22 protein-coding genes are annotated in these 24,136 nt (G+C 65.4%); 17 read left to right on the forward strand and 5 right to left on the reverse strand.

The genetic code is table 11. The annotated features are described in order from the left end of the window. Position 1: 1 nt before the first annotated feature. Together KAQ61_RS00425 and KAQ61_RS00430 are read left to right on the forward strand one after the other, a co-directional pair. A complete protein-coding gene (locus KAQ61_RS00425; protein ID WP_210930144.1) occupies positions 2-673 on the forward strand; it encodes a transglutaminase-like cysteine peptidase in 672 nt (223 codons plus the stop codon). Between the two features lie 94 nt (positions 674-767). Beyond that, positions 768-2,729, forward strand: coding sequence for a bifunctional diguanylate cyclase/phosphodiesterase (locus KAQ61_RS00430; protein WP_210930145.1), 1,962 nt, complete (start codon positions 768-770; stop codon positions 2,727-2,729). A gap of 249 nt (positions 2,730-2,978) precedes the next feature. Here the strand turns inward: KAQ61_RS00430 and KAQ61_RS00435 are convergent, their stop codons facing one another. From KAQ61_RS00435 to KAQ61_RS00450, 4 genes are all read right to left on the reverse strand, one after another. Continuing rightward, positions 2,979-3,974, reverse strand: coding sequence for a Bug family tripartite tricarboxylate transporter substrate binding protein (locus KAQ61_RS00435; protein WP_210930146.1), 996 nt, complete (start codon positions 3,972-3,974; stop codon positions 2,979-2,981). A 262-nt stretch (positions 3,975-4,236) separates the two neighbouring features. Further along, positions 4,237-5,448, reverse strand: a complete 1,212-nt coding sequence (pcaF, locus tag KAQ61_RS00440) for a 3-oxoadipyl-CoA thiolase (RefSeq protein WP_210930147.1) — start codon at positions 5,446-5,448, stop codon at positions 4,237-4,239. 106 nt (positions 5,449-5,554) lie between these two features. Continuing rightward, positions 5,555-6,202 carry a 3-oxoacid CoA-transferase subunit B gene (locus KAQ61_RS00445; RefSeq protein WP_210930148.1) on the reverse strand — a complete coding sequence of 216 codons (648 nt, stop codon included), beginning with the start codon at positions 6,200-6,202 and terminating at the stop codon, positions 5,555-5,557. Between the two features lie 28 nt (positions 6,203-6,230). Next, the gene (locus KAQ61_RS00450) at positions 6,231-6,932 is read right to left on the reverse strand and encodes a 3-oxoacid CoA-transferase subunit A (RefSeq protein ID WP_210930149.1); all 702 of its coding nucleotides are present in this window, start codon (positions 6,930-6,932) and stop codon (positions 6,231-6,233) included. Between the two features lie 89 nt (positions 6,933-7,021). Between KAQ61_RS00450 and KAQ61_RS00455 the strand changes: the two genes are divergently transcribed. The 4 genes from KAQ61_RS00455 (at position 7,022) to KAQ61_RS00470 (ending at position 15,124) form a co-directional block, all read left to right on the forward strand. Next, on the forward strand, positions 7,022-7,870 hold the full coding sequence (locus KAQ61_RS00455; protein WP_210930150.1) for an IclR family transcriptional regulator domain-containing protein: 849 nt from the start codon (positions 7,022-7,024) through the stop codon (positions 7,868-7,870). Positions 7,871-7,914: 44 nt separating this feature from the next. Continuing rightward, positions 7,915-8,616 (forward strand): transposase, encoded by a 702-nt coding sequence (locus KAQ61_RS00460; RefSeq protein WP_210930151.1) that lies wholly within the window; start codon positions 7,915-7,917, stop codon positions 8,614-8,616. A gap of 219 nt (positions 8,617-8,835) precedes the next feature. Beyond that, a complete protein-coding gene (locus KAQ61_RS00465) occupies positions 8,836-13,572 on the forward strand; it encodes a glutamate synthase-related protein (RefSeq protein WP_043380452.1) in 4,737 nt (1,578 codons plus the stop codon). 76 nt (positions 13,573-13,648) lie between these two features. Further along, complete coding sequence (locus KAQ61_RS00470) at positions 13,649-15,124, forward strand: glutamate synthase subunit beta (protein WP_210930152.1); 1,476 nt, start codon at positions 13,649-13,651, stop codon at positions 15,122-15,124. 214 nt (positions 15,125-15,338) lie between these two features. On the opposite strand, the gene KAQ61_RS00475 is transcribed toward KAQ61_RS00470, so the two are convergent. Next, positions 15,339-15,761, reverse strand: coding sequence for a DUF3293 domain-containing protein (locus KAQ61_RS00475; RefSeq protein ID WP_210930153.1), 423 nt, complete (start codon positions 15,759-15,761; stop codon positions 15,339-15,341). Positions 15,762-15,946: 185 nt separating this feature from the next. Here KAQ61_RS00475 and KAQ61_RS00480 point away from each other — a divergent pair, with 185 nt between their 5' ends. From KAQ61_RS00480 to KAQ61_RS00530, 11 genes are all read left to right on the forward strand, one after another. Then, entirely contained in the window at positions 15,947-16,750 is an 804-nt protein-coding gene (locus KAQ61_RS00480; protein WP_210930154.1) for an amino acid ABC transporter substrate-binding protein, read from the forward strand. Between the two features lie 142 nt (positions 16,751-16,892). Beyond that, positions 16,893-17,546: an amino acid ABC transporter permease gene (locus KAQ61_RS00485; RefSeq protein WP_183303232.1), complete on the forward strand. Its 654-nt coding sequence runs from the start codon at positions 16,893-16,895 to the stop codon at positions 17,544-17,546. A 4-nt stretch (positions 17,547-17,550) separates the two neighbouring features. Continuing rightward, positions 17,551-18,303 carry an amino acid ABC transporter ATP-binding protein gene (locus tag KAQ61_RS00490; protein WP_045268076.1) on the forward strand — a complete coding sequence of 251 codons (753 nt, stop codon included), beginning with the start codon at positions 17,551-17,553 and terminating at the stop codon, positions 18,301-18,303. 212 nt (positions 18,304-18,515) lie between these two features. Then, complete coding sequence (locus KAQ61_RS00495) at positions 18,516-19,322, forward strand: ABC transporter ATP-binding protein (RefSeq protein WP_045267507.1); 807 nt, start codon at positions 18,516-18,518, stop codon at positions 19,320-19,322. Continuing rightward, entirely contained in the window at positions 19,319-20,095 is a 777-nt protein-coding gene (gene mlaE, locus KAQ61_RS00500; protein ID WP_045267506.1) for a lipid asymmetry maintenance ABC transporter permease subunit MlaE, read from the forward strand. The genes KAQ61_RS00495 and mlaE overlap by 4 nt, the downstream gene beginning before the upstream one ends. 44 nt (positions 20,096-20,139) lie before the next feature. Then, positions 20,140-20,622, forward strand: coding sequence for an outer membrane lipid asymmetry maintenance protein MlaD (mlaD, locus tag KAQ61_RS00505; RefSeq protein ID WP_045268075.1), 483 nt, complete (start codon positions 20,140-20,142; stop codon positions 20,620-20,622). A gap of 29 nt (positions 20,623-20,651) precedes the next feature. After that, positions 20,652-21,401 (forward strand): MlaA family lipoprotein, encoded by a 750-nt coding sequence (locus tag KAQ61_RS00510; protein WP_210930155.1) that lies wholly within the window; start codon positions 20,652-20,654, stop codon positions 21,399-21,401. 46 nt (positions 21,402-21,447) lie between these two features. Continuing rightward, entirely contained in the window at positions 21,448-22,086 is a 639-nt protein-coding gene (locus tag KAQ61_RS00515) for an MlaC/ttg2D family ABC transporter substrate-binding protein (protein ID WP_042414310.1), read from the forward strand. A gap of 7 nt (positions 22,087-22,093) precedes the next feature. Beyond that, positions 22,094-22,396: an STAS domain-containing protein gene (locus KAQ61_RS00520; protein WP_154164782.1), complete on the forward strand. Its 303-nt coding sequence runs from the start codon at positions 22,094-22,096 to the stop codon at positions 22,394-22,396. A 58-nt stretch (positions 22,397-22,454) separates the two neighbouring features. Further along, entirely contained in the window at positions 22,455-23,360 is a 906-nt protein-coding gene (locus tag KAQ61_RS00525) for an ABC transporter ATP-binding protein (RefSeq protein WP_210930156.1), read from the forward strand. Further along, complete coding sequence (locus KAQ61_RS00530) at positions 23,360-24,115, forward strand: ABC transporter permease (protein WP_210930157.1); 756 nt, start codon at positions 23,360-23,362, stop codon at positions 24,113-24,115. The genes KAQ61_RS00525 and KAQ61_RS00530 overlap by 1 nt, the downstream gene beginning before the upstream one ends. Positions 24,116-24,136: the final 21 nt, after the last annotated feature.

Below are 24,136 nucleotides of genomic sequence, written 5' to 3' on the forward strand. Positions count from 1 at the left end.
GATGCCTTCCCTGCGCCGCAGAACACTGCTGACCTTGGCGGTGGCTGCCGTGGGCGGCTGGGCATTGCGTGGCGCGCAGGCCTGGGATGAATCCCTGCTGCACCGCCAGATGGCGTCACGCTTTGGTGCGGCAGGGACGCGCAGGTTGCAGGCGTGGCTGGAGATGTTGCGCACCCAATCCGGTCTGTCGGTTGCCCAGCAGCTGCAGGCGGTGAATGCCTTCTGGAACCAGCAGTTGCTGGCATCCGAGGATTTGCAGATCTGGAATGAAACGGATTACTGGGCGACGCCGCTGGAAAGCCTGGGCAAAGGGGCCGGCGATTGCGAAGACTTCGTGATCGGCAAGTTCGTCTCTCTGGTGCGCCTGGGGGTGCCAGCGCAGAACATGCGTCTGATCTATGTCCGCGCGCGCATGGGCGGGATCGGCAGCACCCAGAGCATTGCCCACATGGTGCTGGGCTTTTACGAGACGCCCCAGGCCGAGCCGCTGGTGCTGGACAACCTGGTCAGCAGCATCCAGCTGGCCAGTTTGCGCACCGACCTGACCCCCGTGTTCAGCTTCAATGCCCAGGGGATTTATGTCCGCGGCGAGCGCTCTGCGCCCTCAGACCGCATCAACCGCTGGCAAGACTTGCAGCAACGGATGCGCAAGGAGGGGTTTGATGCGTTGTGAAGGCCCTGATTACCGAGTTCCTTGCGTTGCGCCACCCGTCAGTCCCCTGGACCCTGGTACGGTGCAACGGCGTATTTTTGAAAGGCCTTAAGCCATGTCCTTGCTCAAACAGCTTTTACTCAGTGTGTCGATCGCGATTGCGGGGATCTTGCTGGGCACGCTGGCGTTCAGCATCGAGGCGGCGCGCAGCTATCTGACGGAGCAATTGCAGTCGCAAAGCGAGAACGCCGCCTCCTCCCTGGCGCTGTCCTTGTCCCAACCGGGCAACCAGGACCCCGTCACGCAGGAGCTGCTGATGGCGGCCCTGTTCGACACGGGGCAGTTCGCCGGCATTCGCCTGGTGGCGCCGGACGAGCAGGTGTTGTTCGAGCGTGAACGCAAGCCGCTGGAGATGCAGGCGCGCGCGCCCGAGTGGTTCCGCCACATGCTGCCCTTGCCGCAGCCCCAGGCCGAGCGGGCCATCAGCGACGGCTGGCGGCAGGTGGGCAACCTCAGCGTGATGGTGGACAACCGGTTTGCCATGGATGCGCTGTGGTCCAGCAGCATCCGGATGACTGGGCTGATTCTGGTGGCGGGCGGTGCCTGGGCTTTGTTCGTGGGCCTGCTGCTGCGGTGGTTCCGGCGGGTGCTGCATGAGGAAATCGAGGCCCAGGTGCTGCGCATCGGCACCAGCCAGAGCGATGTGGCCGACGTGGGTGAATCGCGCGTGGCGGAGTTGACCTCCGTGTCCCATGCCATTCAGCACACCCATGTGCGCGTGCAGCAAGCGGCCCAGGCGCAGACCCAGCGCATCGAACACCTGGAGCTGGAGACCAACAGCGACCCGGTCACCCAGCTGCCCAACCGCAAGTACTTCGTCAACGAGCTGCAAAAGCTCCTGCTCAGCGGGCCGCAGGCCCAGGGGCATGTGCTGATGGTGCGCCAGCGCGACCTGCAGGCCATGAACACCAGCTACGCGCGCCACGAGGTCGACGAATGGCTCAAGAGCGTTTGGCAGCAGGTGCAGCAATTGCTGGCTGACAACGCCCAGGTGCAGGCCCAGCTGGCACGCCTGAATGGCAGTGACTTCGTGGTGTTGCTGCCCGGGGGGCTGGGCCCCGAGGGCATGCACATGGTGCAGCAGCTGCGCAAGCTGCTGCAGTCGCAGAATCTGGCGCTGGGGGCGGGGCAGTGGACGCGCTGGGCGTTTGCGCTGACGGCCTTCATCGGCACGGACACGGTGGGCGATGTGCTGTCGCGCCTGGACCGTGGGCTGATGCAGGCCGAAAGCGCAGGCCATGGCGATGTCGAGTACGCCGAGGCCACGCGCCAGCCTGGCCACATGGTGTCCGGCGAGCGCAATTGGCAGCAACTGCTCAGCATGGCCCTGCAGACGCCCCAGGCCTTGCAGATCGCGGTGCAGCCCCAGACCAGCACCTCCCTGGTCGGCACCGATGTGCGCCATGAGGCATCCCTGGAACTGCACGAGCCCGATGGGCGCGTGCTGGGCGGAGCCTTCTTCCTGCCGGCGGCCGTGCGCCTGGGCATGTCGGCCGACTACGACCTGCAGGCGCTGTCGCTGGGCTTGCAGTGGCTGGGCCAGCACCCGGGCGAGACCCTGGTGGTGCGCGTGTCCGTGCCGTCGCTGGAGCAGGACGACTTGGTGCCGCAGGTGCGCAAGCTGCTGCAATCCCCGCCGGCCCAGGCCCTGGGGGCGGGGCTGGAGCAACTGGTGCTGGAACTGGATGCGCACGCGCTGGAGGTCAACCCCGCGCGCGTGGCCGAGCTGTGCGACGAAACCGCGTTGGCCCATGTGGGGGTGGGGCTGCGTCGCCTGGACCAGTCGCCCAAGGCCCTGTGGCACCTGCCCAGCCTGCCGCTGCGCTATGTGAAGCTGGGGGGCTATTTTGCGGAGCAGTCACTTAGCAACCCGGGGGTGCGCCACCTGCTGGAGGCCATGATCAGCACCGCCCAGGATCAGGGCGTGCGGGTCTACATCACCGATGCCGTGGCACCCGAGGCCGCGGCGTGGCTGCGCATCAAGGGCGCCAGCTTGCCCGTGCAAAGTCAGGGGTGAGGCGTACCCCTTAGGCGGCCGCCTGCCGTGGCGGGCGCGTTCGCGCGTGCGGTCCGGTGCACGGCCTGGCAAAAAGCAGAGCGCCTTGCGCGCGCGGATCAAGGGCTACAGCCACTTTTTATCCAAAACGGGTCATGTACCCATGGCAGTGGCGCACAAAAAAACGCCGAACGTGTGACACGTTCGGCGTTGCCAAAGGAGGAGAACACAGCTGCCCGACCCAGCCGGTCGGGACAGTCGGTCGGGCGCTTACACCTCGGCGCCAGACTCTTTCACGACCTTGCCCCACTTGGCGGCTTCGGACTTGATGAAGGCGTCGAACTGGGCGGGGGTCTCGATGACCACTTCACCACCCTGGTCGGCGATCTTCTTGGCCACGGCCGGGTCCTTCAGCACCTTGGTCAGCGCGGTCTGCAGCTTGGTCAGGATGGGGGCGGGCGTGCCGGCCACGGCCCACAGGCCGAACCAGGACGTGGCTTCGTAGCCCGGCACGCCGGCTTCGGCGATGGTGGGCACGTCCGGCAGTTCGGGCGAGCGCTTGGCCGTGGTCACGGCGATGGGGCGCAGCTTGCCCGAGCGCACATGCTGGATGGCCGAGGGCATGTTGTCGAACATGACGGCAATCTGGTTGCCCAGCAGGTCAGAGATGGCGGGGGCGCTGCCCTTGTAAGGCACGTGGGTCAGCTCGGCACCGGTCATGCTCTGGAACAACGCGCCGGACACGTGGGGCGAAGCGCCGGAGCCGGGTGAGCCGTAGGTCACTTCACCGGGGTGCTTCTTGGCGTAGGCAATCATTTCCTGCACCGTCTTGTAGGGGCGGCTGGGGTGGGCCACCAGCAGGTTGGGCACGTTGGCCACGCGGCTCAGCGGCGCGAAGTCCTTGGCCGGGTCGTAAGGCAGCTTCTTGTACAGCGCCTGGTTGATGGCGTGCGTGCCCACGGTGCCCATGAACAGGGTGTAGCCGTCGGCCTTGGCGCGCGACGCCTGCTGCGCACCAATGTTGCCGCCGGCGCCGGGCTTGTTCTCGATGATGATGGTCTGGCCCAGTTCCTGTCCCAGTGCCTGGCCCACGATGCGCGCCAGGATGTCGGTGGTGCCGCCTGCGGAGAAGGGCACGACCATGGTCAGGGGCTTGTCGGGGTAGGCGTCAGCGGCCAGGGCCGAGCCCATGCCGGCCACAGCCAGGGCGGCGGCGGCCAGGGTTTTCAGGCCGGTGCGGCGGGTGAAAGTGCGGGATGCAAACATCAACGTCTCCTGTGTGAACAGATGCTGGTCAGAACAAGTCCCCCGTGCGCCCGCGCAGCGGGTGCGGTGCAGTCAGTCCAGGGGGGATTGGTGGCCGCGCATGCATGGCACGGCCATCCGGGAAGGTGCGGGGCCGCGCGCTGGCAGGCCAGCGGCAGTCCCTGTGGCGGCCCGGCTCCCTCGGAGCGGGCCGGTGGGTGGGGTCACCCGGTGCCCAGGCCAGGCACTGCGGTGCCCGGCCCTGGCGGTGTGCAAGCGGGGGTCAGACCTTTTCGAGGATCACGGCAATGCCCTGGCCCACGCCGATGCACATGGTGCACAGCGCGTAACGGCCGCCCAGCGTGTGCAGCTGGTTGACGGCGGTGGTGGCCAGGCGGGCACCGGAGGCGCCCAGGGGGTGGCCCAGGGCGATGGCGCCGCCCCACTGGTTGACGCGCGGGTCGTTGTCGGCAATGCCCAGGTCGCGCAGCACGGCCAGGCCTTGGGCGGCAAAGGCTTCGTTCAGCTCGATCACGTCCATGTCGGCCAGACTCAGGCCGGTCTGGGACAGCACCTTGCGCACGGCGGGGGCGGGGCCAAAGCCCATGATGCGGGGGGCGACACCGGCGGTGGCCATGCCCACCACGCGGGCGCGGGGCACCAGGTGGTATTGCTGGGCGGCTTCGGCATTGGCCAGCAGCAGGGCGCAAGCGCCGTCGTTCACGCCAGAAGCATTGCCAGCGGTCACGGTGCCGTCAGGGCGCACTACGCCTTTGAGCTTGGCCAGTGCTTCCAGCGTGGTGGCGCGGGGGTGCTCGTCCTGGCTCACCACGATGGCATCGCCCTTCTTCTGGGGGATGGTGACGTGAACGATTTCCTGGGCCAGGTAGCCGGCAGCGATGGCTGCGGCCGCTTTTTGCTGGGAAGCCAGGGCCATGTGATCCTGGGCTTCACGCTCGATCTGGAAGTCGTCGGCCACGTTCTCGGCGGTCTCGGGCATGGAGTCCACACCGTACTGCTGCTTCATCAGCTTGTTGACGAAGCGCCAGCCGATGGTGGTGTCGTACACGGCGTTGTTGCGGCTGAAGGCGCTTTCGGCCTTGGGCATGACGAAGGGCGCGCGGCTCATGGATTCCACACCGCCGGCAATCATCAGGCGGGCTTCGCCGGACTTGATGGCGCGCGCGGCGGAGCCCACGGCGTCCAGGCCGGAGCCACACAGGCGGTTGATGGTGGCACCGGGCACATCGATGGGCAGGCCGGCCAGCAGGCTGGACATGCGGGCCACGTTGCGGTTGTCTTCACCGGCCTGGTTGGCGTTGCCGTACAGCACATCGTCCACGGCGGCCCAGTCCACACCGGGGTTGCGCTCCATCAGGGCCTTGATGGGCAGTGCGCCCAGGTCGTCAGCGCGCACGCTGGACAGCGCGCCGCCGTAACGGCCGAAGGGGGTGCGGATGGCGTCGCAGATGAAGGCTTCGGGTGCAGTGCTCATACGGGTGTCTCCGAGTCACGCTTGGCGGCCAGCGCCAAGTTTTTAAAAGAAGAGCTGCCAGCGCTGGCTAGATGCGCGCTGGAGGCTGTTTGGGTATCAATTGCAATCAGGCCGTGGCAATCGGCAGGCCGACCATGGCTTCGAGGTCGGCGTGGCTCAGGCCGTCCACCAGATCGATCAGGCGCAGGCCCTGGGGTGTGCATTCCAGCGTGCACAGCTCGGTGTAGATGCGCTTGACGCAGGCCAGGCCGGTCAGCGGGTAGCTGCAGGCCTGGACGACCTTGCATTCGCCGGTCTTGGTCATCAGGTCCATCATCACCCAGGTGCTCTTGGCGCCCACGGCCAGGTCCATCGCGCCGCCCACGGCGGGGATGGCGCCGGCTTCGCCGGTGCTCCAGTTGGCCAGATCGCCCGTGGCCGACACCTGGAAGGCGCCCAGCACACAGATGTCCAGGTGGCCGCCGCGCATCATGGCGAAGCTGTCGGCATGGTGGAAATAGCTGCCACCGGGCAGCAAGGTCACGGGCTGCTTGCCGGCGTTGGTCAGGTCATAGTCTTCCTGGCCTGCTTCGGGGGCGGGGCCCATGCCGAGGATGCCGTTTTCCGACTGCAGCACGATTTCGCGGTCGGCGGGGATGTGGTTGGCCACCTTGGTGGGCATGCCGATGCCCAGGTTCACATAGGCGCCGTCGGGAATGTCCTGGGCGATGCGTTGGGCCAGTTCGTCTTTGGTACGCTTTTGATAGCTGCTCACGCTTGATACTCCTGCGCTTTAACTGTTTTTAGGCAGACTTCTTAAAGCCGCCAGCTTGCGTGGCAACACGTTCGATCGGCACCACCTTGCTCACGTAGATGCCGGGGGTGACGATGGCTTCGGGGTCCAGCTGGCCCAGTTCCACCACCTCGTGCACGGTGGCCACGGTGAACTTGGCCGCAGTGGCCATCACGGGGCCGAAGTTGCGCGCCGATTTGCGGTAGGTCAGGTTGCCCCAGCGGTCGCCTTGTTCGGCCTTGATCAGCGCCACATCGCCGTAGATCGGGTACTCCAGCACATAGTGCTTGCCGTTGATCTCGCGGGTTTCCTTGCCGGCGGCCAGCTCGGTGCCATAGGCCGTGGGGCAGAAGAAGGCGCCGATGCCGGCACCGGCAGCACGCATGCGCTCGGCCAAGTTGCCCTGGGGGACCAGTTCCAGCTCGATCTTGCCGCTGCGGTACAGCTCGTCGAACACCCAGCTGTCGACCTGGCGGGGGAAACTGCAGATGATCTTGCGCACCTGGCCACTCTTGAGCAAAGCGGCCAGACCGGTGTCGCCATTGCCCGCGTTGTTGTTCACAATCGTCAGGTCGCGGGCGCCGTGGGCAATCAGGCCGTCGATCAGCTCCACGGGGTTGCCGGAAGTGCCAAAGCCACCGATGAGTACGGTGGCGCCGTCTTGGATGCCCGACAGTGCCTCGGCGATCGTGTCGGTGATTTTGTTGATCATGTGTCTCTGTCTCCCTGCGGGACCGGTTGCAAAGTGAGGGCTTTGCTAAAATGTTCGCAATAAGAACATTTGTTCGCTGAAAGAATTATATGAATGGGATTGTCACCAAGTCAGCTGTAGAAACCACATCAGGGAAAACCCTGGATGTGCAAGATGGGTCGGAGAAAAAGCCGGGCGACACCTATGTGCAGTCGTTCGCCCGCGGGCTGGAGGTGATCCGCTCGTTCAGCGCCGACCGCCCGGTGCAGACCTTGAGCGAGGTGGCCGCCCAGACCGGCCTGACCCGCGCCGGGGCGCGCCGCATCCTGCTGACCTTGCAGACGCTGGGTTATGTGGCGTGCGCCGACGGCAAGCACTTTGAGCTGACGCCGCGCATCCTGGACCTGGGCTTTGCCTACCTGAGTTCGCAGCCGTTGTGGAACCTGGCCATGCCGGCCATGGAAACCCTGTCGGAAGCGGTGCAGGAGTCCTGCTCGGCCGGGGTGCTGGACGGGTTGGAGGTGGTCTATGTGGTGCGCGTGCACGCCCACAAGATCATGAGCACCAACCTGGGCGTGGGTTCGCGCCTGCCCGCGTTCTGGACGTCCATGGGGCGCGTGCTCCTCGCCGGCCTGCCGCAGCCGCAACTGCTGGCCCTGCTGGCCAACTGCCCGCGCGAGCCGTTCACGCGATACACCCTGACCGAGGACGCCGACCTGCTGGGGGCCATCGAGGTGGTGCGCCAGCAGGGCTGGGCGTTGATCAACCAGGAACTGGAGGAGGGCCTGATCTCCGTTGCCGCGCCACTGCACAACGCCCAGGGCCAGTGCGTTGGGGCGATCAATGTCTCGGGCCAGGCCAACCGCACCAATGCCCAGGAGATGCAGGCGCGCATCGTGCCGCACCTGCTGCGCGCGGCCCAGACCATTTCGCTGCTGATGCGCACGGCACGGCGCTGAGTGCGCCGCGCGGGATAATGCGGCGCAACTTCTGACTGGCACCCATGGCACGACTCCCCCGCCTAACCTTGCCCGGCCTGCCGCACTATGTGCTGCAGCGTGGCAACAACCTGCAGCCCATCTTTGCCGATGCCCAGGACTACGCCTGCATGAAGGACCTGCTGCGCGAGATGGGGCGGCGCTTTGCCGTGGAGCTGCATGCTTATATCCTGCTGCCCAACCAGTTGCACCTGCTGGCCACGCCGGAGACCGCCGACAGCCTGCCGCAGTTCATGCAGGCCGTGGGGCGCAGCTATGTGCGCGGCTTCAACAACCGCCATGGCCGCAGCGGCACGCTGTGGGAGGGGCGCTACCGCGGCACGGTGCTGGAGCCGCAGGCCTGGCTGCTGCCGGCCATGGTGGTGCTGGAAAGCCAGGCTGTCACCCAGGGGATGGCTGCACGCGCGGTGGACTATGCCTTCAGCAGTGCGCGCCACAACGCCGGGGCGCAGGTCGACGGCATGCTGCGCCTGCACCGGGCGTACTGGAGTCTGGGCGATACACCGTTTGCGCGTGAGGCCGCCTACGCCCAGTTGCTGGACCGCGGGGCCAGCGAAGAGGTGCAGGAGGTGGTGCTGCAAGCCGCGCTCAAGGGCTGGGTGCTGGGCGGGGACAGCTTTGTCCAGGGCCTGCAGCAGCAGACCGAACGCCGCCTGACCCGCCAGAAAGCCGGCCGTCCGGTGCGTGGCGATGCACCGATAGGCTGAGGGCGACTCTGGGTTTCTTGCACCATTTGCGTGCGTTGTTTCGGTATGTTTTTTGAATACTGTTGTTTTTGTTAGCATTTTAAATATGTCCCTAATTTATGTTTTGTTTGTTTTTGGTGCGTATTAATTAGTATCTGACCCTAATTAAATTTTCTTGCATGGGTTAATGCGGTGGCGTAATCTCGCGGTCCCTGCGATAGAAATTAGAGGATGAGCGCCATGACTACGGCTGCAGAAATTGCACATCTCCAAGAACACGGCTTGTACGCCAAGAGCAATGAACACGATGCCTGCGGTCTGGGCTTTGTCGCCCACATCAAGGGCGAGAAGCGCCACGACATCGTGTTGGGCGCGCTGAAGATCCTCGAGAACATCGACCACCGTGGCGCCGTGGGCGCCGACCCGCTGATGGGCGATGGCGCAGGCATCCTGATCCAGATTCCCGACCAGCTCTACCGCGAAGAGATGGCCAAGCAGGGCGTGGAACTGCCCCCCGCCGGAGAATACGGCGTGGGCATGGTGTTCCTGCCCAAGGAACATGCCTCCCGTCTGGCCTGCCAGCAGGAGATGGAGCGCGCCATCAAGGCCGAAGGCCAGGTGCTGCTGGGCTGGCGCGATGTGCCCGTGAACCGCGACATGCCCATGTCGCCCACTGTGCGCGAAAAGGAACCCATCCTGCGCCAGGTGTTCATCGGCCGTGGTAACGATGTGATCGTGCAGGACGCGCTGGAGCGCAAGCTGTATGTGATCCGCAAGACCGCCAGCGCGGCCATCCAGAACCTGGGCCTGAAGCACAGCAAGGAATACTACGTGCCCAGCATGAGCAGCCGTACCGTGGTGTACAAGGGTCTGCTGCTGGCCGACCAGGTGGGCGTGTACTACAAGGATCTGGCCGACCAGCGCTGCGTCTCGGCCATCGGCCTGGTGCATCAGCGCTTCTCCACCAACACCTTCCCCGAGTGGCCCCTGGCCCACCCCTACCGCTATGTGGCCCACAACGGTGAAATCAACACCGTGCGCGGCAACTACAACTGGATGGTGGCGCGCGAAGGCGTGATGGCCTCGCCGGTGCTGGCCGATGACCTGAAGAAGCTCTACCCCATCAGCTTTGCCGGCCAGTCCGACACCGCCACCTTCGACAACTGCCTGGAACTGCTGACCATGGCGGGCTACCCCATCAGCCAGGCCGTGATGATGATGATCCCCGAGCCTTGGGAGCAGCACGAGGCCATGGACGAGCGCCGCCGCGCCTTCTATGAGTACCACGCCGCGATGATGGAGCCCTGGGACGGTCCCGCCTCCATCGTGTTCACCGATGGCCGCCAGATCGGCGCCACGCTGGACCGCAACGGCCTGCGCCCCTCGCGCTATGTCGTGACCGAAGACGACCTGGTGATCCTGGCCTCCGAAGCCGGCGTGCTGCCAGTGCCGGACAGCAAGATCGTGCGCAAGTGGCGCCTGCAGCCCGGCAAGATGCTGCTGATCGACCTGGAGCAGGGCCGCATGATCGAGGACGATGAGCTCAAGGCCAACATCGTCAACACCAAGCCCTACAAGCAGTGGATCGAGAACCTGCGCATCAAGCTGGACCAGGTGGAAGTGCCCGCTGACTTCGTGGCCCCCGCGAAGGCTGCCGAGCTGCCCCTGCTGGAGCGCCAGCAGGCCTTTGGCTTCACCCAGGAAGACATCAAGTTCATCCTGGAGCCGATGGCCAAGAACGGTGAGGAAGGCGTGGGCTCCATGGGCAACGACAGCCCGCTGGCTGTGTTGTCGGACAAGAACAAGCCGCTGTACAACTACTTCCGCCAGATGTTCGCGCAGGTGACCAACCCGCCGATCGACCCCATCCGCGAAGCCATCGTGATGTCGCTGGTGTCCTTCGTGGGCCCCAAGCCCAACCTGCTGGACATCAACCAGGTCAACCCGCCCATGCGCCTCGAGCTGCAGCAGCCCATCCTCGACTTCGAGGGCATGGCCAAGCTGCGCGAGATCGAGCAGCACACCCACGGCAAGTTCAAGAGCGCGACCATCGACATCACCTACCCGCTGAGCTGGGGCCGTGAAGGCGTGGAAGCCAAGCTGGCCTCGCTGTGCGCCCAGGCCGTGGACGAGATCAAAGGTGGTGCCAACATCCTGATCGTCAGCGACCGCAACGTCAGCGCCACGCAGGTGGCCATCCCCGCGCTGCTGGCCCTGTCGGCCATCCACCAGCACCTGGTGCGCGAAGGCCTGCGCACCACCACCGGCCTGGTGGTGGAGACCGGCACGGCCCGTGAAATCCACCACTTCGCCGTGCTGGCGGGCTACGGTGCTGAAGCCGTGCACCCCTACCTGGCCATGGAAACCCTGGCCGACATGTACCAGCAGCCCGTGGGCGGCGTGGATGCCAAGAAGGCCATCTACCACTACGTCAAGGCGATCGGCAAGGGCCTGTCCAAGATCATGTCCAAGATGGGCGTGTCCACCTACATGTCCTACTGCGGCGCGCAGCTGTTCGAGGCCGTGGGCCTGAACAGCGCCACCGTGGACAAGTACTTCACCGGCACCGCCAGCCGCGTGGAAGGCATTGGCGTGTTCGAGATCGCCGAGGAAACCATCCGCAACCACGTCAACGCCTTCAGCGACGACCCGGTGCTGGAAACCATGCTGGACGCCGGCGGCGAATACGCCTGGCGTGCTCGTGGCGAAGCCCACATGTGGACGCCTGACGCGATCGCCAAGCTGCAGCACTCGACCCGTTCGAACAACTTCAGCACCTACAAGGAATACGCGCAGCTGATCAACGACCAGAGCAAGCAGCACATGACGCTGCGTGGCCTGTTCGAGTTCAAGAGCGATCCGGCCACCGCCATCTCGGTGGATGAGGTGGAGCCCGCGGCCGAGATCGTCAAGCGTTTCGCCACCGGCGCCATGTCGCTGGGTTCGATCTCCACCGAAGCCCACGCCACGCTGGCCGTGGCCATGAACCGCATCGGCGGCAAGAGCAACACCGGTGAAGGCGGCGAAGACCCCAAGCGCTACCGCAACGAGCTCAAGGGCATCCCGATCCAGCAGGGCGAGTCGCTGGCCTCCATCATCGGCAAGGAGCAGGTTGAGTCCGACATCGTGCTGCGCGACGGTGACAGCCTGCGCTCGCGCATCAAGCAGGTGGCGTCCGGCCGCTTCGGTGTGACCGCCGAGTACCTGGTGTCCTCCGACCAGATCCAGATCAAGATGGCCCAGGGCGCCAAGCCCGGTGAAGGCGGCCAGCTGCCCGGCGGCAAGGTGACCGACTACATCGGCATGCAGCGCTACTCGGTGCCCGGCGTGGGCCTGATTTCGCCCCCGCCCCACCACGACATCTACTCGATCGAGGACCTGGCCCAGCTGATCCACGATCTGAAGAACGTGGCCCCGCACGCCGACATCTCGGTGAAGCTGGTGTCCGAAGTCGGCGTGGGCACGATTGCGGCCGGCGTGGCCAAGTGCAAGAGCGACCACGTGGTGATCGCCGGCCATGACGGCGGCACCGGCGCTTCGCCCCTGTCGTCCATCAAGCATGCCGGCGGTCCCTGGGAAATCGGCCTGGCCGAAACCCAGCAGACCCTGGTGCTGAATCGCCTGCGTGGCCGTATCCGCGTGCAGGCCGACGGCCAGATGAAGACCGGCCGCGACGTGGTCATCGGCGCGCTGCTGGGCGCGGACGAATTCGGCTTCGCCACCGCACCGCTGGTGGTCGAGGGCTGCATCATGATGCGCAAGTGCCACCTGAACACCTGCCCCGTGGGCGTGGCCACGCAGGACCCCGTGCTGCGCAAGAAGTTCACCGGCAAGCCCGAGCATGTCGTGAACTACTTCTTCTTTATCGCCGAGGAAGTGCGCCAGATCATGGCCCAGCTGGGCATCCGCAAGTTCGACGAGCTGATCGGCCGCACCGACCTGCTGGACACCCGCAAGGGCGTGGAGCACTGGAAGGCCCAGGGCCTGGACTTCAGCCGCCTCTTCGCCCAGCCGGTCGTACCGGCCGATGTGGCCCGCTACCACGTCGACAAGCAGGACCACCTGCTGGACAAGGCGCTGGACGTGAAGCTGATCGAGCGCTGCCAGCCCGCCATCCAGCATGGCGAGAAGGTGCGCATCATGGAAGTGGCCAAGAACGTGAACCGCTCCGTCGGCGCCATGCTCTCGGGCGCGGTCACCAAGGTGCACCCCGAAGGCCTGCCGGATGACACCATCCGCATCCACTTCGAAGGCACGGGCGGCCAGTCGTTCGGCGCCTTCCTGTGCAAGGGCATCACGCTGAACATCACCGGCGAGGCCAACGACTACACCGGCAAGGGCCTGTCCGGCGGCCGCGTGATCGTGCGCCCCAGCCATGAGTTCCGCGGCGTGTCCACGGCCAACACTATCGTCGGCAACACCGTGATGTTTGGTGCCACCCGGGGCGAGGCCTTCTTCAGCGGCGTGGCTGGCGAGCGCTTTGCGGTGCGCCTGTCGGGCGCCACGGCGGTGGTCGAAGGCGTGGGCGACCACGGCTGCGAATATATGACCGGCGGCACCGTGGTGGTGCTGGGCAAGACCGGCCGCAACTTTGCGGCCGGCATGAGCGGCGGCGTGGCCTATGTGTACGACGAAGACGGCAAGTTTGCCGAGCGTTGCAACACCGCCAGCGTGAAGCTGGAGAAGGTGCTGCCCCACGAAGAGTTCCTGTCCACCGTGCCGCGCGGCATCTGGCACCACGACCAGAGCGACGACCAGCAGCTGCGTGCGCTGGTGGAAGCGCACAGCCGCTGGACCGGTTCGCAGCGTGCCCGTGACCTGCTGGACAACTGGGGCGCCGCGCGTGCCAAGTTCGTGAAGGTGTTCCCGACCGAGTACCAGCGTGCACTCGGCGAGATCTATGAACGCAAACAAAAGGAAAAGCAAGCAGCGCAAGCGCCAGCAGCTCCTCAAAAAGAAGCAGTAGCCGCGAAGTAATCACAGCCTGAAACGGTGGCGCGGCCCCGCCCGCCCCGGCACTGCTCAGCGAACACAGATTGAAGGAATAGACATCATGGGAAAGACCACCGGTTTTCTGGAATACGAACGCATCGAAGAAGGCTACCTGCCCGTGGCCGAGCGCGTGAAGAACTACAAAGAGTTCGTCATCGCCTTGACCCCTGAACAGGCCAAGATCCAGGGCGCGCGCTGCATGGACTGCGGCACGCCGTTCTGCAACAACGGCTGCCCGATCAACAACATCATCCCGGACTTCAACGACCTGGTGTACCGCGGTGACTGGGAAAACGCGATCAAGGTGCTGCACAGCACCAACAACTTCCCCGAGTTCACCGGCCGCATCTGCCCCGCGCCCTGCGAGGCCGCATGCGTGGTGAACATCAACAACGCGCCCATCGGCATCAAGTCCATCGAGCACGCCATCATCGACCGCGCCTGGGAAGAAGGCTGGGTCAAGCCCCAGCTGCCCAAGGCCCATAGCGGCAAGAAGGTGGCCGTGGTCGGCGCCGGCCCTGCGGGTCTGGCGGCGGCGCAGCAACTGGTGCGCGCCGGCCACGACGTGACCCTGTTCGAGAAGAACGACCAGGTCGGCGGCCTGCTGCGCTACGGCATCCCCGACTTCAAGCTGGACAAGGCCAACATCGACCGCCGCGTCGAGCAACTGGTGGCCGAGGGCCTGAAGATCCGCACCGGCGTGCTGGTGGCGGGCAAGGACGGACTGGGCGAAGGCAGCAAGGTCACCAACTGGTCCAAGGAAACCATCGCCCCCGAGGCGCTGATGGCCGAGTTCGACGCCGTGCTGCTGACCGGCGGTGCCGAGCAGTCGCGCGACCTGCCCGTGCCCGGCCGGGACCTCAAGGGCGTGCACTTCGCCATGGAGTTCCTGCCCCAGCAAAACAAGGTGACGCGCGACGGCAAGCTGAAGAACCAGATCCGCGCCGACGGCAAGCACGTGGTGGTCATCGGCGGTGGTGACACCGGCTCTGACTGCGTGGGCACCTCCAACCGCCATGGCGCACTCAGCGTGACCCAGCTGGAGCTGATGCCCATGCCGCCCGAGCAGGAGAACAAGCCCCTGGTCTGGCCCTACTGGCCGCTGAAGCTGCGCACCAGCTCCAGCCACCAGGAAGGTTGTGAGCGCGAGTTCGCCATCGGCACCAAGGAGTTCATCGGCGAAAAGGGCCAACTGACCGCCGTGAAGACCGTGCGCCTGGAGTGGAAGGACGGCAAGATGACGGAAGTGCCCGGCTCCGAGCAGATCCTCAAGGCCGACCTGGTGTTCTTGGCCATGGGCTTTGTCTCGCCCGTGCAGACCGTGCTGGATGCCTTTGGCGTGGACAAGGATGCGCGCGGCAACGTCAAGGCCTCGACCGATCTGCTGGGCGGCTACGCCACGAGCGTGCCCAAGCTGTTTGCGGCCGGTGACATCCGCCGAGGCCAGTCCCTGGTGGTCTGGGCCATCCGCGAAGGCCGCCAGGCTGCCCGCGCGGTGGACGAGTTCCTGATGGGGGCCAGCACGCTGCCCCGCTGACCGTCGGGCCGGGGCGCTGCATGGGCGCGGTGCGGCCCCCGCACCGTCCACCCTGGATGCCCACCGGAGATGCACATTCAGGCGCCTACGGGCGCCTTTTTGCATGCTGCAAAAAAGAGAGTTGAACGCGCAGGCCTTGCAAGAGATTGAAAGGCTTTTTGCTTTGAAACACCCTGTAGGCGAGCGCAGGCAGCTAGGAATCAGAGAGCGGGTGTCAGCGCAGCAGCACCAGGCGCGGCACCATGTCGGTGCCGCAGCAGACCACGGCGTTCTGGTTCCACTGCGTGCCCCAGGCGCGGGCCGTGCTCTCGCCCATGCCCCAGACCAGCACGCTGTCCTCGCCGGGCCAGTGGCCCTGCGGGTCGTGGCCATGGCCGTCCAGCCAGGACCAGCCGGCGCGCTGCAGCGCCTGGCGCAGCTGGGCCATGCGGCGTGCGTTCAGGTGGTCGGGCAGCAATTCGCCCAACGGGTTGCAGGCGGTCAGGTAGGCGGCACAGTGCACGGCATGGCGCTGGTAGTGCGGTGCCAGGGCAGGCTGGGCCTGGTCCAGTTGCAACTGCCAGTCGCAGTCGTTGAGCCCGTAGCGGGTGGCGTGGTAGGCCTGCAGCAGAGGCTCGGGGAGGGCGGTGTCAGCCATGGCAAGTCCGTCGAAATGCACGCAGGCATGTGGTTTGCATGCGAGTTAATGCCCAGGCAGGTGGCAACCCAGGCTTGTCTGCGCGACAATAGCGGATTCGGCCACCGAGGCATACAGGACATGGGGTTTCCCCGGGTCTGTGGGCTGGGGCCTTCCACCGGTTGTTCCAACTCAACTTTGAAGCCATGAAAAAACGCACCCTTCTCGCATCGTTGGCCCTGACAGCTGTTCTGGCGGCCTGCGGCAAGTCCGAACCCGCCGCCACCGCCCAGGCGCCTGCTGCGCCCGCACCTGCGGCTGTGACCAAGATCGTTGTGGGTCTGGACGACAACTTCCCGCCCATGGGTTTCCGTGACGAGAAGAACGAGCTGGTGGGTTTTGACATCGACATGGCCAAGGAAGCCACCAAGCGCCTGGGCATGGAAGTGGAATTCAAGCCCATCGACTGGAGCGCCAAGGAAGCCGAGCTGAACGGCAAGCGCATCGACGTGCTGTGGAACGGCCTGACCATCCTGGAGTCGCGCAAGCAGCACATTGCCTTCACCGACCCCTACATGGCCAACCGCCAGATCATCATCGTGAAGGCCGGCTCCGACATCAAGGACAAGGCCGGTCTGGCTGGCAAGGTGATCGGCGTGCAGGAATCGTCGTCCGCCGTGGATGCGATGAAGAAGGAAGAAGAAGTCTTCAAGACCTTCAAGGAATTCAAGCAGTTCGGTGACAACATCACTGCGCTGATGGACCTGGAAGCCGGTCGCCTGGACGCCGTGGTGGTGGACGAGGTGGTGGGGCGCTTCCATGTCGCCAAGAAGGCCGACACCTACACCGTGCTGGAAGACAACTTCGGCACCGAAGACTACGGCGTGGGCTTCCGCAAGGAAGACACCGAGCTGCTGGGCAAGGTCAACCAGGCCTTGAAGGACATGAAGGCCGATGGCGCCGCCGCCGAAATTTCCAAGAAGTGGTTCGGTGAAAACATTGTCAAGTAAGCTTCGCGCTTGACGCACACACCGGCGTGGCCCGCCTTGGCCACGCCGGTGTTTTTTGTAGGCATGGCTTGTGCAGCTGTGCAGCGGGGTGCCCGAGGGCACCGGCGGCTCCCGTCAAGCGGTCGCACTGAAGGCCTTTTCCATGGATTACGTCATTTCCCTTCTGGGGCCACTGTCGCAAGGCGCGCTGGTGACCCTCAAGCTTTTCGCGATCACGCTGGTGCTCTCCATCCCCCTGGGGCTGGTGCTGGCGCTGGTGCGCCTGTCCCGCTTTGCCGGCCTGCGGGCGCTGGTGGGCGGCTACATCTGGCTGATGCGCGGCACGCCGCTGATGCTGCAGATGCTGTTCATCTACTTCGCGCTGCCTTTTGTGCCGGTGATCGGCATCCGGTTCGACGACTACCCGGCCGCCATCGTCGCCTTCACTCTGAATTACGCGGCCTACTTCGCCGAGATCTTCCGCGCCGGCATCCAGTCCATCGACCGTGGCCAGTACGAAGGCGCCAAGGTGCTGGGCCTGAGCTACGCCCAGACCATGCGCCGCATTGTCATTCCCCAGGTGTGGCCGCGCATCCTGCCGCCACTGTCTAACGAGACCATCACCCTGGTCAAGGACACCTCGCTGATCTACGTGCTGGCCCTGAACGACCTGCTGCGCGCCGCGCGCGGCATTGTCCAGCGCGACTTCACGACCACGCCGTTCATCGTGGCCGCTGCCTTCTACCTTGTGATGACCCTGATCCTGACCTGGGGCTTCCAGTACCTCGAGAAACGCTATGCCAAGTACGACGCCTGATGTGATGATCTCCGCCCAGGGCATCCACAAGGCCTTCGGCGGCGTCGAGGTGCTGCGCGGGGTGTCGCTGGACCTGCTGCGCGGCGAGGTGGTGGCCGTGATCGGCCCCTCGGGCTCGGGCAAGAGCACCTTCCTGCGCTGCCTGAACCACCTGGAGACCATCGACCGCGGCACTATCGTGGTCGAGGGCGAGACCCTGGCGCGCAACGACGACGCCGGCAAGGCCCACTACGCGCCCGAGGCGCAGATCCGCCAGATTGGCCGCAAGATGGGCATGGTGTTCCAGTCCTTCAACCTGTTCCCCCACCTCTCGGTGCTGGAGAACATCATCGAAGCGCCGATGCTGGTCAAGAAGCTCAAGCGCGAGCAGATCGTGCCCAAGGCCGAGGCTTTGCTCAAGAAGGTGGGCCTGCTGGAAAAGCGCGATGCCTATCCCAACCGCCTGTCGGGCGGCCAGAAGCAGCGCGTGGCGATTGCCCGTGCCCTGGCCATGGACCCGGACATCATGCTGTTCGACGAGCCGACCTCGGCCCTGGACCCCGAACTGACCGGCGAGGTGCTGCGCACCATGCGCGAACTGGCCAACGAGCACATGACCATGCTGGTGGTGACCCATGAAATGGGCTTTGCCCGCGAGGTGGCCAACCGCGTGATCTTCATGGATGGCGGCGCTATTGTGGAGCAGGCCCCCGCCGAGGCCTTCTTCGCCAACCCCCAGCACGAGCGCACCCAGGCGTTTCTGCAGAACATGTTGTAAAAAAGCTGCGGTCCGGGTGATCGCAACTTTGACTTAAAAAGGCCTGCAGCGCTTATCTAGCTTGCGTACATAGCTATGAATTTTGTGGATGACGGGGCGTCATCATGGTCTTGACATACATTCGTGTATGTTTGTTCGAGGTGGCAGCGGGCGGTGCTTGCCGCTTGTCTGCACAATAGCGTTTCTTCCAATTCCTCCGTGTTTTCCATCGCATGAGTAGTCCCGCCCCCCTTGTGGAGTTGCGCAATGTCACCTTTGGCTATGGTGATCGCACCATCCTGCGCGACCTGTCGTTGCAGGTGCCGCGCGGCAAGATCACGGCCTTGATGGGGGCCTCCGGCGGTGGCAAGACCACGGTGCTGCGCCTGATCGGCGGGCAGCAGCGCGCCCAGCAGGGCCAGGTGCTGGTGGCCGGCCAGGATGTGGGGCAGATGAATGCCCAGCAGCTGTACGCCATGCGACGCCGCATGGGCATGCTGTTCCAGTTCGGCGCCCTGTTCACCGACATGAGCGTGCTCGACAACGTCGCCTTCCCGCTGCGCGAGCACACCGACCTGCCCGAGGACATGGTGCGCGACATCGTGCTGATGAAGCTGCACGCCGTCGGGCTGCGCGGCGCGCGCGACCTGATGCCCAGCCAGGTGTCGGGCGGCATGGCGCGGCGCGTGGCCCTGGCGCGCGCGATTGCCCTGGACCCGGACCTGGTCATGTACGACGAACCGTTTGCGGGCCTGGACCCGATCTCGCTGGGCACGGCCGCGCGCCTGATCCGCACGCTCAATGACACCCTGGGGCTGACCAGCATCCTGGTGTCGCACGACCTGGAGGAAACCTTCCACGTCGCCGACCATGTGGTGATCCTCGGCGCGGGCGGCGTGGCTGCCCAGGGCACGCCCGACGAAGTGCGCCAGAGCACGGACCCGCTGGTGCAGCAATTCATCCATGCCCGGCCGCAGGGACCGGTGCCGTTCCACTATCCGGCGCCCAGCCTGGAGCAGGATTTTGGAGGCCAGGCATGAACACCCTCCACGCACTGGGCCTGTGGACCCGCCGCCAGCTGGCGGCGCTGGGCCAGGCCGCCGGCCTGTTCCTGCGCCTGCTGGGCATGCTGCCGGCCACGCTGGCGCGCTTTCGCCTGCTCGGCGACCAGATCCATTTCCTGGGCAATTATTCGCTGGCCATCATCGCGGTATCGGGCCTGTTCGTCGGCTTTGTGCTGGGCTTGCAGGGCTATTACACGCTGCAGCGCTATGGCTCGGCCGAGGCGCTGGGCCTGCTCGTGGCCCTGTCCCTGCTGCGCGAGCTGGGGCCGGTGGTCACGGCGCTGCTGTTCGCCGGCCGTGCGGGCACGGCCCTGACGGCGGAAATTGGCCTGATGAAGGCCGGCGAGCAGCTCTCGGCCATGGAAATGATGGCGGTCGATCCCGTGCGCCGCATCCTGGCGCCGCGTTTCTGGGCCGGTTTCCTCGCCATGCCTTTGCTGGCGGCCGTGTTCAGCGCCGTGGGCATCCTTGGTGGCTGGGTGGTCGGCGTGGTGCTGATCGGCCTGGACGGTGGCGCCTTCTGGGGGCAGATGCAGTCCGGCGTGGACTGGTGGTACGACCTGGGCAACGGCGTGATCAAGAGCGTCGTGTTCGGTGTGGCCGTCACCTTCGTGGCGCTGTACCAGGGCTACACCGCCAAGCCCACCCCCGAGGGGGTCTCGCGTGCCACCACCCGCACGGTGGTGGTCGCATCACTGGCAGTGTTGGCATTGGACTTCCTGCTCACCGCATCCATGTTTAGCATTTGAGGCAGCAGCCTCGAACGATGGGTTTCAACAAGGAAACATTTTTTATGCAGGCTTCTAAAAACGACGTATGGGTCGGCCTTTTTGTCTTGCTGGGCGCGGCAGCCCTGGTCTTCCTGGCTCTGCAGTCGGCCAACCTGCTGAGCCTCAGCTTCGAGCCCACCTACAAGGTGACGGCGCGTTTCGACAACATCGGCGGGCTCAAGCCCAAAGCGGCGGTCAAGAGCGCCGGGGTGGTCGTGGGCCGTGTCGAGGCGATCTCCTTCGATGACAAGACCTTCCAGGCCACGGTGCACATGGACCTGGAAAAGCGCTATGCCTTCCCCAAGGACAGTTCCTTGAAGATCCTGACCAGCGGCCTGCTGGGGGACCAGTACATCGGGATCGAGGCCGGCGCCGACGAGGCCAACCTGGCCGAGGGTGACCGCATCACCGCGACCCAGTCGGCGGTGGTGCTGGAGAACCTGATTGGCCAGTTCCTGTACAGCAAGGCGGAAGAGGGCGGCTCTGCCGCGGCGCCCGCTCCTTGATGTCCACGTTTTCCGCACAAGGTGACACGATGAAAAGCAATTCCAACCCATCCACCGCGCTGTGGCGCCGCACCGGCCTGAGCGCGGCCCTGACCGCGGGCCTGCTGCTGGCCGGCTGTGCCAGCACCCAGGCCACGCACCCCCAGGACCCGTATGAGGGCTACAACCGGGCCATGACCTCGTTCAACGACTCGGTCGACAAGGCCGTGCTCGAGCCCGCTGCCACCGCCTACGAGACGGTCACGCCCCAGCCGGTGCGCACCGGCGTGACCAACTTCTTCGGCAACCTGGGTGACCTGTGGTCCATGGTCAACCATGCGCTGCAAGGCAATGGCGAGAAGGCCTACAACCACATGGTGCGTTTCACCACCAACACCGTGCTGGGGATCGGCGGTCTGCTGGACATCGCCACCGAGATGCAGGTCGAGCGTGACAAGCAGGACTTCGGCCTGACCCTGGCCAGCTGGGGCGTCAAGCCCGGCCCCTACCTGGTGCTGCCCTTCCTGGGTCCCTCGACCGTGCGCGACACCGTGGCCATGCCTGCCGACTGGTGGGGACACCCGGTGGACCGCATGCACCCGGTGTCGCACCGCAACAGCCTGCTGGGTCTGCGCCTGGTGGACGCCCGCGCCAACCTGCTGGGTGCCACCGACACGCTGGATGCCGCGGCCCTGGATCGCTACACCCTGATGCGGGATTTCTATTTAAAACAGCGGGATCCCGCCAGCCGCCAGCACAATGACGATAACGCTGGTCGCGTAGAGAGCTACGACGACTGAGTGCAAGAAACCAGGGCCGTGGGCCCTGGTGCGAAAGGATGATTGGATGATGCAACGCCGTACCTTGGCTGCCCTGCTGGCGGCCACCACCGCCCTCTGGATGGCCACTCCCAGCTGGGCACAAGCCCCTGCGGAAGCGCCGGACGCGCTGGTCAAGCGCCTGTCGGCCGACCTTCTGGAGACCATCAAGGCCGATCCAGAGCTGCGCAAGGGCAACATCGCGCGCATTTCCCAGGTGGTGGATACCACCGTGATGCCGCACGTGAATTTCCGCCGCATGACCTCGGCCGCCGTGGGCCCACAGTGGCGCCAGGCCACGCCCGCGCAGCGCGACCGCCTGCAGCAGGAGTTCAAGCTGATGCTGATCCGCACCTATGCTGGCGCCCTCAAGCAGGTCAGCGACCAGCGCGTCGAGGTCAAGCCCCTGCGCGCCGCGCCCGGCGACAAGGACGTGCTGGTGCGCACCGAGGTGCATGGCAAGGGTGAGCCCGTGCAACTGGACTTCCGCTTGGAGAACACCGACGGCAAGGCCTGGAAGATCTACAACCTGAACGTGCTGGGCGTGTGGATGGTGGAAACCTACCGCACCCAGTTCGCGCAGGAGCTCAACAAGGGCGGCATCGACGGCCTGATCACGGCCCTGTCCAGCCGCACCATGGCCGCCGACGCGCAGGCCAGCAAATAAATCCGCCATGTCCTCTACGATTGCCCTTCCTTCCGTGCTGAATGCCGATGTGGCCGTGCAGGCCCAGGCGCAGCTGCGCCAGCAAATCCAGGCGCTGCCCCAGGGCACGCCGGTGGTGCTGGACGCGGCGGCGGTGCAGTCGTTCGACTCGGCGGGGTTGGCCCTGCTGCTGGCCTGCCGCCGTGTGGCGCTGGCCCGTGGCAGCCGTCTGCAGGTCCAGGGCTGGCCGGCCAGCTTGCGGGCGCTGGCGCAGGTCTATGGCGTCATGCCCCTGCTGGACCCCGACAGCGCAGAGGCCGCGGCCGCCTGAAGGCCTCTGCCGGCCGCAGTGGTCGGATCCCCATGCAGGCTTAGAATGTCAGGCTCTCATGCCAGCCATCTCCATCCAATCCATCTCTAAGACCTACGCCACCTCCCGGGGTGATTTCCACGCGCTGCGTGATGTCAGCCTGGACATTGCCGAGGGCGAGTTCTTTGGCTTGTTGGGCCCGAATGGCGCAGGCAAGACCACGCTCATCAGCATCCTGGCGGGGCTGACCAAGCCCAGCGCCGGGCGCATCACCGTCATGGGGCACGATGTGCAGGACGACTTCGCCGCTGCACGCAAGCAGCTGGGCGTGGTGCCGCAGGAACTGGTGTTCGACCCCTTCTTCAATGTGCGTGAGACGCTGCGCCTGCAGTCGGGCTACTTCGGCGTCAAGCACAACGACGCCTGGATCGACGAGCTGCTGGAGAACCTGGGGCTGGCCGACAAGGCCACGGCCAACATGCGCCAGCTGTCCGGCGGCATGAAGCGCCGCGTGCTGGTGGCCCAGGCCCTGGTGCACAAGCCGCCGATCATCGTGCTGGACGAGCCCACGGCTGGCGTGGACGTGGAGCTGCGCCAGACGCTGTGGCACTTCATCGCCCAGCTCAACAAGCAGGGCCACACGGTGCTGCTGACCACGCACTACCTGGAAGAGGCCGAGGCCCTGTGCAACCGCATCGCCATGCTCAAGCAAGGCCAGGTGGTGGCGCTGGATGCCACGTCCAACCTGCTCAAGACCGCCTCGGCGAACGTGCTGCAGTTCAAGACCGACGATGCCCTGCCGGCCGAGCTGGCCCCCGTGGCCCGCGTCACCGGGCGCGTGGTGCAACTGCCGGCCCAGGGGCCGCATGACATCGAGCGCTTCCTGGCGACGCTGCGCCAGGCGCAGGTGGTCATGGAAGACATGGAAATCCGCCGTGCCGACCTGGAGGACGTGTTCCTGCAGGTCATGAAGGGAGCCGCGTGATGCAGGGCTGGACCTCGCTGTTCTACAAGGAAATCCTGCGGTTCTGGAAGGTGAGCTTCCAGACCGTGGCCGCCCCCGTGCTCACGGCCGTGCTGTACCTGCTGATCTTCGGCCATGTGCTGGAAGACCATGTGCAGGTCTTCGACGGCGTGGGCTACACCGCCTTCCTGGTGCCCGGTCTGGTGATGATGAGCGTGCTGCAGAACGCCTTTGCCAACAGCTCCTCCAGCCTGGTGCAGAGCAAGATCATGGGCAGCGTGGTGTTCATCCTGCTGACACCGCTGTCGCACTGGGCCTGGTTCATGGCCTTTGTGGGCGCCTCCATTGTGCGTGGCCTGGTCGTGGGCCTGGGCGTGTACCTGGTCACCCTGTGGTTCACCCCGCCGGTGGCAGCGGCGCCGCTGTGGATCTTTGTGTTCGCCTTCCTGGGTGCGGCGCTGCTGGGCACGCTGGGCCTGATCGCCGGGCTGTGGGCCGACAAGTTCGACCAGATGGCGGCGTTCCAGAACTTCCTGATCATGCCCATGACCTTCCTGTCCGGGGTGTTCTATTCCATCCAGTCGCTGCCACCGTTTTGGCAGCAGGTCAGCCACCTGAACCCGTTCTTCTACATGATCGACGGATTCCGCTACGGCTTCTTCGGCCAGAGCGACGTGTCGCCCTGGGTGAGCCTGTCCATCGTCGGCGTGGCCTGGTTGGTGGTCAGCGCCCTGGCCGTGCACCTGCTGCGCATTGGCTACAAAATCCGCCATTGAGCCCACTTCGGCGTGCAGCCT

It is taken from the genome of Comamonas aquatica, assembly GCF_018064205.1.
Taxonomy (GTDB): Bacteria; Pseudomonadota; Gammaproteobacteria; order Burkholderiales; family Burkholderiaceae_C; genus Comamonas; species Comamonas aquatica.